Genomic DNA, 15,066 nt, shown 5'->3' with positions numbered 1-15,066 from the left:
ATTTACCATATAATTCTAAGTCATCTTCAGTTAATCCTAATTTTTTAGCTATTTCTCTAATATCTTGAGGTTTAGCTTCTTGAGCTATTTCAATATCTGATTTGAATCCCATAACAAACATCCTCCCACAATTTTGTTTTTATTTATAATTTATATTTTAATTATGTCTATATTATATATTAATAAATTTGATAAATAAGTTGTTGTGACAACGTAAAAATAAAAAAGTTAAATATTTAACTAAGTTTTTAAAAAAATCTAAAAAATTTATAGATTAATAGAAATTATTTCAAATCTATTTTTGTCAAATTTAATTAACCCTTCCTTCTGCATAGCGCTCAATTCATGTGATAGAGCGCTTCTATTTACACAAAGATATTTTGAAAGTTCTTCTCGGTTATAAGAAATTGTAAAAACATTGCTGTTATGTTTTTGTTTTTCAAATAGTAAATAGGCTATTATTTTTTGTCTTAATTTGTAATGAGATATTATTTTTATTTTATAATACTTTCTCATATTTTCATTTGCAATAAATTTAAGTACATCTTGTAAAATTATAGATCTATATTCTTCTGGAATAAACCCCTTTTTAAATATTGCATCTTGGTTAAATATAAATACTTCAGAATCAGTCAAAGCATATATAGAAAATGGACTTATCTTTTCATAAGTACAAGTTATTTCTAGTCCAAAAGAGTAAGATGGTTCTAATTTATTTACTAGGCTTTCGTCACCAGTAGAGTAAAAGTTAGATACGGCTAGTTTGCCACTTAAAATTATCCCAATATAATCCACATATTCTCCTTCATCTAGTAGTAGTGAGCCTTTTTCAAAAAATTTAACAGTTCCCTTTAATAGAGGTGCTATTTCCTGCAAGGCTTTTTCGTTTAAATTATGAAAAGGTCTTGATTTTGCTAGAGCTTTTATAATTTTGTCCATAGTAAATTCCCCCGTTTAAAAAGTATTTTAACGTAAAAAAATAAATAATGTTATAAAAATAATTATATTTAAAAGTATATAAAAAATCAAATCTATAAGATATATTTTATACTTTGCATAAGGTTTTTATATGAGTAGAGAGCCATTGATATATGCGTATTTTAGTGTTTTTTGCTTTGGTGTATCTTGAAGGTTTATTATTTTAATTTGACTCTGAGGAATATCGTTTTTAAATATAGTAAATAATGAATTCAAATTGTCGTACATTTTAAAAACATCGTCTTTAGATATTTTTGTCTTTACTGAAGATATTAAATTTTCAGTAGATATTTTACTGGACGATTCAAGCTTACTAGTTATTTTATAAATACAATCATCGCATGATATATAGTATGTATTGTCTACAAATAAATAAGGTGATATAGATCTTTCGAAGTCGTCATATTTTTTTTCTGTGGTATTTGTTAATTTATATAAAAGGGTAGTATCTTGCGGTTTTAAATTAAATTTTTGAATAAATATGTTTAGTAAAGTTGGGTTTATTTCTTTGAAATTTATGTACATATAAGCCTCCGAATTAAAATCAATTTTATTTGTAGTATTTATAAAATTAAGGAATTTTATTCAAAATACTTAATAATTTTACAAATTAAAAAGAAGATAATGTGAAAATCACATTATCTTCTCGATTTTAGGTATTTATAATTTGTAAATTATTTAGTTTCTTTAGCTGCTTTTTCTTCCCAGAAAGTAGCTCCTTTTATTCCTAAGCTAACAGGGTCGAAAGTTATTTCTGTAGTAGGGATTCCAGCTTTAAGTTGACGTTCATAGTCATTAAAGCATTTTATAACTGTATTAGATAATATTAATATAGCTATGATATTTAACCATGCCATCATACCAACACCGATATCACCCATTGTCCAAGCTAAGCTTGCTGATTTAACTGCACCAAATGCTATCATTACTAAGAATATAACTACTAATGCATATGTAGCAGCTTTAGAACTCTTACCACCAGTTATTTTCTTGATTATATAAGTTAAGTTAACTTCTGCTATGTAGTAGTAAGCCATTAATGTAGTGAATACAAAGAAGAATAACGCTATTGTAACGAATGCTCCACCAAATCCATGGATTAAAGTATTTATACCGGCTATAGTATATTGAGGACCTATTTGATCAGTTGTGAATGATGTACCTGCATTGTATATAACTTGTTTTGTATTTTCATTGAAAGTTGTATAGCAGTTTGTCATAAGTATCATAAATCCAGTTGCAGAACATACGAATAATGTATCTACATATACTGAGAATGATTGTACGAAACCTTGAACTGCAGGATGGTTAACTTCAGCAGCTGAAGATGCTTGTGGACCAGTACCTTGACCAGCTTCATTAGAGTAAACACCACGTTTAACACCCCAAGCTATAGTAGAACCTATTATACCACCGAATGCAGGATCTGCACCGAATGCACCTTTGAATATTTGTCCTAAAACCATAGGTAATTGTCTTATATTAACAATTATTATAATTACTGCCATTAATATGTATATACCACCCATAAAAGGAACTATAAATTCAGCGGCAGAACCGATTCTCTTTATACCACCAAGAACAACTATACCAGTTAATACAACTAATATACCTGCTGTTATAGGTTTAGATAAACCAAATGAACTTTGAACTGCATCTGCTATAGAGTTTGATTGAACCCCTGGTAGTAATACACCTATTGCTATTACTGTAACTATTGCGAATAATAAAGCATAAGCTTTTGCAAATCCTGTTTCACCAAATCCTTTTTCGATGTAGTATGCAGGACCTCCACGATATTGACCTTCGTGTTGTTCTTTATAAAGCTGACCTAAAGTAGATTCTGCAAATGCTGAACCCGCTCCTAAGAAAGCTATAGCCCACATCCAGAATAGTGCTCCTGGACCACCCCAAGCTATTGCTGTTGCAACACCGGCGATGTTACCAGTACCTATACGACCTGCTAATGCTGTACAGAAACCTTGGAAAGAAGATATACCTTCATCAGATTTTTCACCATTAAGAAGTAATTTAACCATAGTTTTTAGGTTTCTTATTTGAGAGAATTTAGTTCTTAGAGAGAAATAAACCCCTGCTAATAAGCATAAATAAACTAACCAGTTACTCCACACGACGTTATTGACTGCATTTACTATATTTTCCATAAAACCCCTCCTAAATTTAAAAAAAATTTAGAAAACTTATTTTTTAAAAACTATAAATATTTTTAATACCTTTAATATACCTAAAATCTAAAAATATAGGAACTATAAATATTGCATATTTTTAAATCAAAAGTAAAAATAAATTCTATAAAAACTATCCATATATTTTTTAAAAAACTAGTTTTTAAATAATAAGTTAACTTAAAAAAATAATATACCTATAATTATAGTAGCTAAAAAAATCATTTATGTCTTAATAAAAAAAAATATTTATAAAAAAAATATATAATATTTAGAAAATTCTAAATTAATTTAATATATTGTATGTAATAAATAATATTTTTATATAAAATTATAGTTATATACAATATTATCAATGTGATAATTAAATGTAGAAAAATGTAGAAAGTAATTATTTATAAATCAAAAAAGGCATAACCATAAAGATTATGCCTTTTTAATCATTTAACTGATTGTTTTTTTATTAATTAATTATTAATTTCTATTATTAATCTTCTACTTCTACAACTTCTAGTATTTCCATTGGACATGCTTTAGCACATTTTCCGCAAGCGATACATTTGCTAGGAGTATCTTTACCTTCGTCTTTAACTATTATTCCTCTTGGACATGCTTCAACGCAAGTTAAGCATCCAGTACATTTTTTCTTGTCGATTACATAAACACCTTTAGCATTTTGAGAAATAGCTTGTTCTGGACATTTTTTAGCACAAACACCACATTGGTTACATGCTTGTACGTTTATAGATCCATCTTTTTTAGTAGTTATGTCTATACATCCTAAACCTTCTTTTTTGTAGAAAGCCATAGAACATTCTACAGCACAAGTTAAGCATGCTTGACATTGTGTTCTGTCTTTAACAACTAATTTTTTCTTCATATTCAAAATCCCCCCAATTTAAGTACTTTCTAATAATTATCTTAATAAATTAAGCAACCTAATTTTAGTTTATAGTAAATTTTGTAAAAAATCAATAATATTTGCATTAAATCAGATAAGAAATTAACGAAAAATAAAATATATAAAATAATTAAAAAAAATATAATAATAATATAAGTAATATGTCAAATTTTAATATAAAAAACATAAAAATATTTGTATTTTCTCATTAAGTTTAATTTAAGATTATGTTGGTAATATAAAGTAAATTATAAGTTTTAGGAGGTTTTTATGAATAAAAAATTAATAAGTTTTTTATCTTTATGTTCTTTAACTGTGACTTTGACTGCATGCTCGTCAAATTCATCAGCTAATAACACAAGTGAGGATTTGACATCGACAAATGAAATAGAGCTTGAGACAATTGGAGAAATTGATACATATATAGATTTAAACGATAATATAAGTATCGATGGAGAAGGTGTTAGTGTCGACGAAAATACTGTGACTATAAACAGTGCAGGAACTTATAGTGTAAGTGGTACTTTATCAGATGGACAATTAATAGTAGATGCAGGGGATAAATTAGCAAAAAAAGCCTTTCTAGAATATCCAATAAAAACTGCTGGATGAACGTCATGGTTACTTAAATAGTATTCTATTTCGTTTAAAACTTGATTATTTACGTAGTCATCTGTACAGGGTCTAATTCCTTTTTCTAAAAAATCAATAGCTTGCTTAAATGTAAGCACTATTCTTCTTTTGTTTACAATTCCACTTATTTTCTTTTTTAATTCTAAAAATACAATGTCATCAGGATTTGATGTGATTTTATAGCTTCTGAGACGTAATTTTTCTTTATAATATGGTTTTGAAATTGAATGTCTTATTACATCGTTATTATCGTTGTCGTAGTAAATACTGTAGATATTGTAATTTTGATTGTTTTTACAATGTTCATCAAATTCCATGTAGTTTAGTATTTTAGGAATTAATAAATCGTATTGCTCTTGCGTTATAAGATATTTTTTTTCGTAACGCTTAAAAGATTTGATTGCCATATTTTTCACTCCTATCAAATTTATGTTAATAATATATGAAATCAACCTTAAATTTACCTTAATATGTGAACGATGTTTATTTCAAATTATCGGACAATATAATTTTTATATCGTATTTTTAATAAAAATAAGCTATATTATTTGAAGTAAGTGATATAATAATAGTCTAGTAGATTTAATATGAGAGATAATTTATAAATATATAGAGGATAGATTATGATAGGAGGAAAAATGAAGGATTTAATAAATGCTATCGATAAAATAGTAGAGGGTGGAGCTTTTAAAATTGTTATAAGCAATAAAAAAAATAAAGATGAAAAGTACAATAAAATAAATGTGAATATTAAAGAAAGTAAAGATAAAGAATACTACCAAATCGAAAAATACACAGATAAACAGGTTTTTCATGAAAATATAGAAACTTGTTTAATAAAAGATAAGCTAATAGAGTATATGAGCACGAGTTATAAGCAGTTGTCGGCATGGAGTGAAGACTCTACATTTGATTTAAAAATATCTAAAAAGGGCAAAGTATTTTTAGGAAAGAAAAAAGCTGATAATTCAAATTTAATAAATAAAGATCATAATAAAAAGAAAAACTATATTTTAGAAGAAGGTATGATTATAGAGCCTTTAATAGATTTAGGTGTTTTTACTAAAGAAGGAAAGGTTGTAAAATCTAAATATGATAAATACAAGCAAATAAATAGATTTGTAGAGATAATAGACGATGAAATCAAGAAAAATAATTACAAGGAGCTCACTATACTTGATTTTGGATGTGGTAAGTCTTATTTGACATTTATACTTTACTATTATTTTGTTGAAATTAAAAAGATAAATGTAAAAATGATAGGTCTTGACTTAAAAGAAGATGTAATTCAAAAATGCAATGAAGTAGCTAAACGTTATAAATACGACAATTTACATTTTGAACTAGGGGATATAAATGGATACAAATATAATAATAAGGTAGATATGGTAATTACATTACATGCCTGTGATACAGCTACAGATTACGCATTATACAACGCTATAAAGTGGAATACTAAGATGATATTTTCAGTTCCATGCTGTCAACACGAATTAAATCACCAAATGAAAGCAGAAAATCTAGAGATATTAACTAAATACGGAATAATTCAGGAGAGAGTAGCAGCTCTTATGACAGATGCGGTTAGGGGAAATTTACTTGAGGCTGTTGGATATAAGACTCAGCTTTTAGAATTTATAGATATAGCCCATTCACCAAAGAATATTTTAATAAGAGCTAGTAAGGGAAATGTATCAAAGCAGAAAGCAGAAAAAGCTTTAGATGAAGTAAATAAATTAATAAAGGAATTTAACTTTAGCCCAACTCTATATAATTTGTTAAAAGGTGATAAACTTATATAAAAGTTTTTATATATAATATACTATAAAGTTTAGATGTTATAATTAATAATTAAAACTAATTTTAATTAAGTAAGTTAATAGAACGATTTTATTTGAAGGGGGGAAAGAGATGAAATATTTAAAAGTAATATTTAATAGGATTTTTATATTTGGCTTAATGATACTAGTACAAGTTATATATATGCTACTTATTATAAGTAAGTTTAGCCATTATTCACAATTAATGAGTGCAATATGTATGATACTTAGTATTTTAGTCGTTTTATTTATAGTTAATAAAGAGGATAATCCAGCTTATAAAATAGCATGGATAATTCCTATTTTATTATTTCCTATCTTAGGAGGATTACTTTATCTATTCTTAGGTAACAAAAAGCCTGCAAAAAAAATGAGAGTTAAATTAGAAAAAGAATACGATAGACAAAAACAACTAATACATCAGGACGAAAAGGTTATACAAGAAATAGAGTACCAAGATATGAGAGTAGCGGGTCAGGCAAAATATCTATCAAATTACATGAGTTTTCCGATATATAAAAATACAGAGGCAGTTTATTACGAAAGTGGAGAAGAAAATTTTAAAGACCTAATTAAAGAATTAAAAGCTGCAAAACATTATATTTTTATGGAGTATTTTATAATCGCTGAAGGTGAGATGTGGAATACTATACTTGATATATTGGAACAAAAGGCAAAAGAAGGTCTAGATGTTAGGTTGATATACGATGATGTTGGATGCGTATCCCTATTACCTTATAAATACGATAAGATATTAGAAGCTAGGGGAATAAAATGTATGGCATTTAATCCATTTATACCTTTTATTTCACTAGTTATGAATAATAGAGATCATAGAAAAATCACAGTAATAGATGGACATACAGGATTTACTGGTGGTATAAATTTAGCGGATGAATATATAAATAAAAAGGAAAGATTTGGATACTGGAAAGACACCGGTATAATGCTAAAGGGTGAAGCTGTTTGGAATTTAACTACTATGTTTTTACATATGTGGAATTCTTTTAGATATACTGATGAAGATTACAGCAAATACAAGCCACATATTCATATGAAGGATCTTGTAGTAAATGATGGATATGTTCAACCATATGGAGATTCACCATTAGATGAAGAGATTGTAGGTGAAAATGTATATTTAAATATTATAAATAACGCCAAGAGATATATTTATATATTTACTCCATATCTTATAATCGATAATGAAATGATGACTGCACTTTGTCTAGCGTCTAAGAGAGGAATAGATGTAAAAATCGTAACTCCTGGAATACCTGATAAAAAAACAATATTCAAGCTTACTAGATCATATTACAATCAATTGGTGGAAAATGGAGTTGAAATATATGAATATACACCTGGATTTATACATGCCAAGGTTGTTGTTAGCGATGATGAATTAGCTACTGTTGGTACAATTAATTTTGATTATAGAAGTTTATATCTTCATTTTGAATGTGGAGTATTTATGTATAAGACAAAATGTATACAAAATATAAAACAGGATGCTATAGAAACTATTTCCAAAAGTAGAAAAATAGAAAAAGATTTCTTCAATGACAATAAATTTGGTATTTTATTCAAAGCAGTTTTAAGAGTATTTGCACCACTTTTATAGTAAAATTAAAATTTACAAGAATAGGAGATTGAAATAAATTGAAAATTACTGTAAATGATTGTTTAAAGTTGCCTATTTTGTCTAAGGCTACAGTAGTCGCAGGTAAAGGTGGTTTGAATAGAGTTGTATCTGGGATTTCAGTGCTTGAGACTAGTAATATAATATTTGATGAATACAGTTATAAAAGCTTAGGAGGAGAATTAGTAGTAAGTGGATTTATAACTTGCTATGACGATATAAATGGATTATTGAGATGTGTAGAATCTTTTTCTAAAAGCGCTGATGCTGGCTTAATAATATTTTATTTGGGAATATACTTAAAAGAAATTCCTGAGCAAGTAATTAGGCTCGCAGATGAATTAGATTTTCCAATAATAGTTATGCCGAAAAATAGAGATGATATACCGTATTCGTATGTTATTTACGAGGTTATGCAACTGATATTTGAAAATAAGCTTAAATCCAACGCATGGCAAAAGGATAACTATGAAATAGATGCAGAGTTTGTAAAGGCCATTTTAGATGAGGATAAGATTTCTCTACATAGATTGTCTTTTTATATAAAAGATAAGGTAGAGAATTTAAGATATATGAAGTATATACACTTTAAACAAGATATTGTAGACAATCATGAATTGAAAAAAGAAGTTTTAAACAATATTAGACAATATTATTATAAGAGAAGTATAAAGGCTTATGCTGCTGTATATGAGGACGATATAGTTGTACTGATAACAGATAAGCACGATATACAGCAAGATGATGTATGTGATTTAATGAATAACTTAGAAGATATAAGCTCAAGTTTAGATATTGTATATTTAGATGGTCTAGATTCATTAGAGAGTATAATAAGTGCTTATAAGCTTTGTAGGTATACTATAAAATCTGTGCCACTGATTTTTAAAATAAAAAAATATTATTTGAGACATGATTTATTATTTACAGAGCAATGTTTAAATCTCATAAAGGAAGGAGAAAGTGATATACAATACTATTTATCAATTTTAAATAAAGTTAAAAAATATGATGCAAGTCTTTATAAAACTTTAGAGTCATATGCAATAGACTACAATATGAATGTAGCAAAGACATCAGAAAGTCTATTTTTGCACAGAAATTCTGTTCAATATAGATTAAATAAAATAAAGGAATTAATAGGAAACGATAAATTTGAGTTTCCAGCAATTAACCAGCTTATGATTGCTATGGCTATTAAAAGAATTAGAATGAACGATAAATAATCGATATTGCACAAGATTGAGACTATTATAGGTCTGTCTTGTGCAATTTTTTGTATTGTTTGAATTTTAAATTAAAACAAAAAAATATACTAAATTTTGTTAATATTAACAAAATTATATTTTCCTGCCTTTGATATAATTAATTTCATTAATAGAAAATATGGAGGAAGATATAATGGAAAATTCAAAAAACAAAAATTATGCATTAGAGCAAGTACCAGATGATATGAAACGTGGATGGGTTTCTATGTTCTGTGTTTTAGTAGCAATAGGTGTAGATTTGTCTTCAGTTATATTAGGTGCAGAGCTTGCAAATAGTATGCCTATAGATAAAGCTATATTGTCAGTAGTTGTCGGGTCATTCTGCTCAGCAGTACTTTACACAATATGCTCTTTAGTTGGATCATCAACTAGTTTATCTACATCAATGATTACTAAACAAGTATTTGGAGAATTAGGATCTAAGATATTCTCACTAGTAATAGGTGTATCATTACTTGGTTGGTTCGGTGTTCAAGTCGGATTTTTCTCAGAAAATGCAGAAATACTTCTTAATAATTTCAATATGGGTATAGATATTAGATTTATAAGCTTAATAGGTGGACTTTTAATGATGAGTACAGTCATTTACGGATATAAATCTATGGAAAAATTAAGTGTATATTCAGTTCCACTTTTACTAATACTTATGTTTTTCACAATTTATTTAGGCTTTTCAAAAAATGGAGTACCAGCTATAGATAATGATATGAAGGCTACTATGACATTTGCACAAGGTGTATCACTATCTGTGAGTATAATCATAGTTGGAGCTATAATTTCCCCTGACATAAGTCGTTGGGCAATTGATGCAAAAAACTGTGCATTATCTAGTTTCTTTGGAATTTTATTTGGAAATAGCTTTATGATAATAGTTTCTATAATATTAGTAAAATGTATGGGAACTTCAGAAATAATGAATATATTTATAACACTTGGAATAGCTATTCCGGGAATGATAATTTTAACTTTAGCTCAATGGACAACTAATACAAGTAATATTTACTCATCTTCATTGAGTATAGCTACTGTATTTGAAAAAATTCCACAAAACAAGCTTACAGTAGGATTAGGTATAATAGCAACATTACTAGCTGTGTTTGGTATATATGAAAGCTTTACTGATTTCTTGAATTTATTGGGAATAGTAATAGCACCTGTTGGAGGTGTTTACACAGCAGAATACTATATTATAAAAAGAGAATTTGAAGAATTTAAAAATACACTTACTACTAAACCAGTAGTGACAAGATCAATAATAGCTTGGGCAATAGGTATAGTTGTTACAGCTCTATCAACTTATGGATTTATGAGTTTAACAACAATAGCTTCATTAGATGGATTCTTAGTTGGATTTGTGGCACAAGTTATTTTAGGCAAAATATTAAAATAAAATTATAGGAGTAAGAGATGAGATATTTAACAGAAGAAAGTATAGATAAAATAGCTGTAGGGGCTGCTGTTTTAGGAACTGGGGGAGGAGGAGATCCTTATATTGGAAAGCTTGTTGCAAAACAAGCGATTAAAAAATACGGACCAGTAAAATTAATTTCTGTAGACGAATTAAAGGAAGATGATCTAGTAGTACCAGTTTCAGGTATGGGAGCACCTACAATTACAATAGAAAAATTATTATCAGAAATAGAGTTGACTGCACCTCTTGAAAAAATGGAGGAATTAATAGGCAAAAAAGTCGATGTAATAATACCTATTGAAATAGGTGGAATAAATTCACTTATGCCGATAGCTGTCGCAGCTAAAAAAGGATTGCCCATAGTAGATGCAGACTCTATGGGAAGAGCGTTTCCAGAGGCTCAAATGGTTACTTTTTATTTAGCTGGATATGAAAGCTCACCAGTGACTATGGCAGATGAAAAAGGAAATACAGCAGTATTATATCCAAAGGATGGAATATGGGCTGAGAGAATGGCGAGATGTCTTACTATAGAAATGGGTGGAAGCTCTTCAGTTACAGATTACCATCTGACTGGAGCACAAGTAAAAAAAGCTTGTGTGAAAGACACTCTAACTATAGCTGAGAAAATAGGCGAAATTTTAATGAAAAATAAATCGAATGCAAAATTTGGTATCGATAAGATGTTAGAGGAGCTAAAAGGATACAGATTATTTGAAGGAAAAATAGTAGATATAAAAAGAGGATTAAGTGGTGGCTTTACAAGAGGGCATGCATTTTTTAAAGGAATAAATGATTATGAAGGAGACTATTCAATATTATTCCAAAATGAGCATTTAATAGCTAAAAAAGGTGATGAACCTCTATGTATAACTCCTGATTTAATAGCAGTATTAGATTTAGAAACTGGACTTCCTATTACTACAGAAAGAATGAAATACGGTTCACGTGTAGTTGTTGTAGCCTTCCCTTGTAATGAACAATGGAGAACTGAAAAGGGAATAGAAACAGTAGGACCTAGATACTTTGGATATGATGTAGATTATATTCCAGTAGAAGAAATACAAAAGAAATTAGGAGGAAAATAAATGTATCGTGTTGGAATTGATGTAGGTGGAACTAATACGGATGCTTGTGTTTTAGATGAAAATCTAAATGTAATTCATTCAGTAAAAATGCCTACAACTGAAGATGTAGAGAGTGGAATTTTTAACGCCTTAGACAAAGTTATAAAAGAAAGTAAAATAGATTCAAAGCTTATAAAATATGCTATGCTTGGTACTACACATTGTACAAATGCAATTGTCGAAAGAAAAAGACTTAACAACGTAGCTATGATAAGAATAGCAAAACCTGCTACTGTAGCTATTGAGCCGTTTATAGATTGGCCAGAGGATTTAAGAGAAAAGGTAGAGTTAGATTCGATTATAATTACTGGTGGATATGAATTTGATGGTAGATTAATAGCTGATTTATGTAAGGATGAAGTCGTTGAATTTTGTAATAGAGTAAAAGATAGGGTTGAAAGTGTGGCTATAAGTGGAGTGTTTTCACCAGTAAATAATAGCCAAGAAAAAACTGTAGCAGCTTGGGTTAGAGAGGTTTTAGGTGATGATATACCTATATCTTTATCAAATGAAATAGGTAATATAGGTATATTAGAAAGAGAAAATGCAGCTATATTAAATTCAGCTTTAGCAACAGTTGGAAAGGATGTTTCTTTAGGATTTAAAAAGGCTTTAGAAGAATTGGGTATAAATTGCGATATTTATTTCAGCCAAAATGACGGAACACTTATGAATTTAGAGTATACTATGAAATATCCTATATTTACAATAGGATGTGGAGTTACGAACTCTATAAGAGGAGCGTCATTTTTATCTAAAGTAAAGGATGCTGTCGTAGTAGATGTTGGAGGAACTACTTGCGATTTAGGAATACTACAAAATGGTTTTCCAAGAGAATCAGCTATATCTGTTCAAATCGGAGGAGTACATACAAACTTCAGAATGCCAGACATTATATCTATAGGACTTGCAGGCGGGACTATAGTAAAGGGCGATGAAGATAATTTTGAAATAGGACCACAAAGTGTAGGATATAAAATAACTGAAGAATCTATAGTATTCGGTGGAAATACACTGACTTTATCAGATGTTGCTACAAAATTAGGAAATGCATTTGAAGATAGAGTAGATAAGGTTGAAGATTTAGATGAAAACTACTGCCAAAAAATTCAAGCAAGGGTAAAGGAAACACTTGAAGATGCTATAGATCAAATGAAAACTAGTCAAGATGATGTGGATTAGTTTTAACAGGTGGAGGTAGTATAATAGTTCCAGATGAATTACAAGGTATTGGAAAAATAATAAGACCACCTCATTATAATGCAGCAAATGCAATCGGAGCTGCTCTAGGACAGGTTAGTGGTGATATCGAAAAGGTATATAGCTTAGATAAAATTTCTAGAGAAGAGGCTATAAATAAGGTAAAGGAAGAGGCTATAAGTAAAGCGGTAAAAGCTGGTGCTAAAGAAGAAACAATAGAGGTTTTATTTATAGAGGATGTACCTCTTGCATATCTTCCTGGAAATGCTATTAGGATAAAAATAAAGGTTGTTGGAGATTTAATATAATATGAAGAAAGGGCGAACTTTTTAAGTTCGTCTTTTTGATATGGAATAAAAATTGAAAAAAAAATAATATTTATCAAAAAAAAGCAATATTAATGAAATTTTGGATAAAAAAATGCTATTATTTTTGTATATAAGTTTTAAAACAAAATTGGAGGAATATATCTTGATAAGAGAAGCAAATTTAAATGATGTAGATGCGATAATGGATATAATAAAGCAAATAATTGTAGAAATGAAGGAAAGCAAAAATACACAATGGGATGAAACTTATCCAAAGGCTGAAAATTTTAAGCAAGACATAGAGGAAGGAAGTTTATATGTAGATGAATTTAAAGGAGATATAGTAGGATTTATTTGCGTAAACGATTCTGAGCCAGAAGAATATAAAAATATCGATTGGATAAGCGATGAAAAGTCTTTAGTTTTACATAGAATGGGTATAAATCCTAAGTATAGACGTAAAGGTAAGGCTAAAAATTTAATAAGATACGCTGAAAATTTAGCTATGAGAAATGGTATAATGTATTTAAAAACAGATACTAACTCTATGAATACAAAAATGCGTAGTTTATTTAAAACATGTGGATTTAGATTCGCAGGGGAAATGGACTTTTTAGGAAAGCCTGACCCATTTTACTGTTATGATTTAAAATTAAATGTATAATACTTTAAAGGAGTGAGATTTATGAATGAAAAATTAGCTCAAATATTAAAAGAAGCCAGACATAATTCTGATTTAAAACAAAAGCTTATAGAAACAAAGTCAGCAAAAGACCCTATGGCAGCATTTTGTGAAGTTGCTACAGAAGCTGGATATAAAATGACAGTTGGAGAACTATTTGAAATAGGTGAAGAATACGCATCAAATCTTCTAAAGAGCTGTAATGGCGGTGCGGTGTACCCAATTGACGATTGGGGAGATTGGTACGAAGATTTCTTTGCCGCTTTAAAATAATTTTAGGGAACTGTCGCAAAAGTAAATTTAAAAGGGAAGTGTATACAAAATAGATTTTACTCCGTTTTGCAACACTACCCTGTTTAGTAAGGGAGTTTTACACTTCCTTTTTTTATTAAGCTTGTTAGATATTTAGCTTCTTCGTAAGCATAGCAATTAGGCTCTTCATCTGATTCAAATAGAATTACCATATTTAATGCTTCAGAAACATTTTTTGAGCATATGATTTTATATAGGCTTTCTATTTTTTCTTTGATTTCATCTAGAGGACAATCTAAAAGATAAGGATCGTTTGATTTTAAGTCTTCTGCTAAATCGTCTTTATATTTTTGATTTGAAAGATTTTCAAAGTTATTTAGAAAGCTTTCCATATAAAGGCCTACAAACCAAGAATTGGCTTTGTCAAAATGTTTTTTAAGTTCTTCATTTGATAATTGTATAAATTCCATAAGCGCCTCCAAATATTAGAAATATAATATAAATTATATCAGAGATTTTTATAATATTGAGTAAAAATGAGACATTTGTTATAATAAAACATAAGTTTTTTAATATAAATAATGGAGTGATAATACTGATGAAAAATAAATATTTAAAATTGATATTTTTTGTATTATTTGTAAATATAATATTTTTTATA

General features: G+C 28.4%; 16 protein-coding genes. 9 read left to right on the top strand and 7 right to left on the bottom strand.

All coding sequences use genetic code 11. From position 1 onward, the window contains the following. From SPD90_RS09650 to SPD90_RS09630, 5 genes are all read right to left on the bottom strand, one after another. Nucleotides 1–112 (bottom strand): formate--tetrahydrofolate ligase (locus SPD90_RS09650; protein ID WP_288767912.1); only part of this gene is annotated, 112 nt, incomplete at its 3' end. A 155-nt stretch (nt 113–267) separates the two neighbouring features. Then, complete coding sequence (locus SPD90_RS09645; protein WP_320624870.1) at nt 268–939, bottom strand: Crp/Fnr family transcriptional regulator; 672 nt, start codon at nt 937–939, stop codon at nt 268–270. 126 nt (nt 940–1,065) lie between these two features. Then, a complete protein-coding gene (locus tag SPD90_RS09640; protein WP_320624869.1) occupies nt 1,066–1,503 on the bottom strand; it encodes a hypothetical protein in 438 nt (145 codons plus the stop codon). Between the two features lie 149 nt (nt 1,504–1,652). Then, nucleotides 1,653–3,143, bottom strand: a complete 1,491-nt coding sequence (locus SPD90_RS09635; protein ID WP_320925087.1) for an alanine/glycine:cation symporter family protein — start codon at nt 3,141–3,143, stop codon at nt 1,653–1,655. 508 nt (nt 3,144–3,651) lie between these two features. After that, nucleotides 3,652–4,044 carry a 4Fe-4S binding protein gene (locus SPD90_RS09630; RefSeq protein ID WP_320624192.1) on the bottom strand — a complete coding sequence of 131 codons (393 nt, stop codon included), beginning with the start codon at nt 4,042–4,044 and terminating at the stop codon, nt 3,652–3,654. Nucleotides 4,045–4,335: 291 nt separating this feature from the next. Here SPD90_RS09630 and SPD90_RS09625 point away from each other — a divergent pair, with 291 nt between their 5' ends. Continuing rightward, nucleotides 4,336–4,677, top strand: coding sequence for a carbohydrate-binding domain-containing protein (locus SPD90_RS09625; protein ID WP_320624191.1), 342 nt, complete (start codon nt 4,336–4,338; stop codon nt 4,675–4,677). Here SPD90_RS09625 and SPD90_RS09620 read toward each other — a convergent pair. Continuing rightward, nucleotides 4,572–5,105 (bottom strand): polyphosphate polymerase domain-containing protein, encoded by a 534-nt coding sequence (locus tag SPD90_RS09620; RefSeq protein ID WP_320925086.1) that lies wholly within the window; start codon nt 5,103–5,105, stop codon nt 4,572–4,574. The genes SPD90_RS09625 and SPD90_RS09620 overlap by 106 nt on opposite strands. 231 nt (nt 5,106–5,336) lie before the next feature. Here SPD90_RS09620 and SPD90_RS09615 point away from each other — a divergent pair, with 231 nt between their 5' ends. From SPD90_RS09615 to SPD90_RS09580, 8 genes are all read left to right on the top strand, one after another. After that, entirely contained in the window at nt 5,337–6,500 is a 1,164-nt protein-coding gene (locus SPD90_RS09615; protein ID WP_320624189.1) for a class I SAM-dependent methyltransferase, read from the top strand. Between the two features lie 109 nt (nt 6,501–6,609). Beyond that, on the top strand, nt 6,610–8,139 hold the full coding sequence (cls, locus tag SPD90_RS09610; RefSeq protein WP_320925085.1) for a cardiolipin synthase: 1,530 nt from the start codon (nt 6,610–6,612) through the stop codon (nt 8,137–8,139). A gap of 38 nt (nt 8,140–8,177) precedes the next feature. Then, a complete protein-coding gene (locus tag SPD90_RS09605) occupies nt 8,178–9,383 on the top strand; it encodes a PucR family transcriptional regulator (RefSeq protein WP_320626409.1) in 1,206 nt (401 codons plus the stop codon). Between the two features lie 175 nt (nt 9,384–9,558). After that, complete coding sequence (locus tag SPD90_RS09600) at nt 9,559–10,815, top strand: cytosine permease (RefSeq protein ID WP_320925084.1); 1,257 nt, start codon at nt 9,559–9,561, stop codon at nt 10,813–10,815. Between the two features lie 17 nt (nt 10,816–10,832). Then, nucleotides 10,833–11,924: a DUF917 domain-containing protein gene (locus SPD90_RS09595; protein ID WP_320626411.1), complete on the top strand. Its 1,092-nt coding sequence runs from the start codon at nt 10,833–10,835 to the stop codon at nt 11,922–11,924. Next, a complete protein-coding gene (locus tag SPD90_RS09590) occupies nt 11,925–13,145 on the top strand; it encodes a hydantoinase/oxoprolinase family protein (RefSeq protein WP_331680559.1) in 1,221 nt (406 codons plus the stop codon). Between the two features lie 489 nt (nt 13,146–13,634). Then, complete coding sequence (locus tag SPD90_RS09585; RefSeq protein WP_320626413.1) at nt 13,635–14,135, top strand: GNAT family N-acetyltransferase; 501 nt, start codon at nt 13,635–13,637, stop codon at nt 14,133–14,135. 21 nt (nt 14,136–14,156) lie between these two features. Continuing rightward, nucleotides 14,157–14,426 (top strand): hypothetical protein, encoded by a 270-nt coding sequence (locus tag SPD90_RS09580; protein ID WP_320626414.1) that lies wholly within the window; start codon nt 14,157–14,159, stop codon nt 14,424–14,426. 83 nt (nt 14,427–14,509) lie between these two features. On the opposite strand, the gene SPD90_RS09575 is transcribed toward SPD90_RS09580, so the two are convergent. Continuing rightward, nucleotides 14,510–14,875 (bottom strand): hypothetical protein, encoded by a 366-nt coding sequence (locus SPD90_RS09575; protein WP_320626415.1) that lies wholly within the window; start codon nt 14,873–14,875, stop codon nt 14,510–14,512. Nucleotides 14,876–15,066 lie beyond the last annotated feature (191 nt).

The organism is Intestinibacter sp., from assembly GCF_034113885.1.
Lineage (GTDB): Bacteria > Bacillota > Clostridia > Peptostreptococcales > Peptostreptococcaceae > Intestinibacter.
The sequence above is the reverse complement of the archived record's forward strand: the minus strand, read 5'-3'. Positions and strand labels throughout refer to the sequence as shown.

Bases quoted from the DNA above. Each gene is read 5' to 3' on its own strand.
- SPD90_RS09645 (WP_320624870.1), bottom strand. From the start codon at position 939: ATGGACAAAATTATAAAAGCTCTAGCAAAATCAAGACCTTTTCATAAT.
- SPD90_RS09640 (WP_320624869.1), bottom strand. From the start codon at position 1,503: ATGTACATAAATTTCAAAGAAATAAACCCAACTTTACTAAACATATTT.
- SPD90_RS09635 (WP_320925087.1), bottom strand. From the start codon at position 3,143: ATGGAAAATATAGTAAATGCAGTCAATAACGTCGTGTGGAGTAACTGG.
- SPD90_RS09630 (WP_320624192.1), bottom strand. From the start codon at position 4,044: ATGAAGAAAAAATTAGTTGTTAAAGACAGAACACAATGTCAAGCATGC.
- SPD90_RS09625 (WP_320624191.1), top strand. From the start codon at position 4,336: ATGAATAAAAAATTAATAAGTTTTTTATCTTTATGTTCTTTAACTGTG.
- SPD90_RS09620 (WP_320925086.1), bottom strand. From the start codon at position 5,105: ATGGCAATCAAATCTTTTAAGCGTTACGAAAAAAAATATCTTATAACG.
- SPD90_RS09615 (WP_320624189.1), top strand. From the start codon at position 5,337: ATGAAGGATTTAATAAATGCTATCGATAAAATAGTAGAGGGTGGAGCT.
- cls (WP_320925085.1), top strand. From the start codon at position 6,610: ATGAAATATTTAAAAGTAATATTTAATAGGATTTTTATATTTGGCTTA.
- SPD90_RS09600 (WP_320925084.1), top strand. From the start codon at position 9,559: ATGGAAAATTCAAAAAACAAAAATTATGCATTAGAGCAAGTACCAGAT.
- SPD90_RS09595 (WP_320626411.1), top strand. From the start codon at position 10,833: ATGAGATATTTAACAGAAGAAAGTATAGATAAAATAGCTGTAGGGGCT.
- SPD90_RS09590 (WP_331680559.1), top strand. From the start codon at position 11,925: ATGTATCGTGTTGGAATTGATGTAGGTGGAACTAATACGGATGCTTGT.
- SPD90_RS09580 (WP_320626414.1), top strand. From the start codon at position 14,157: ATGAATGAAAAATTAGCTCAAATATTAAAAGAAGCCAGACATAATTCT.
- SPD90_RS09575 (WP_320626415.1), bottom strand. From the start codon at position 14,875: ATGGAATTTATACAATTATCAAATGAAGAACTTAAAAAACATTTTGAC.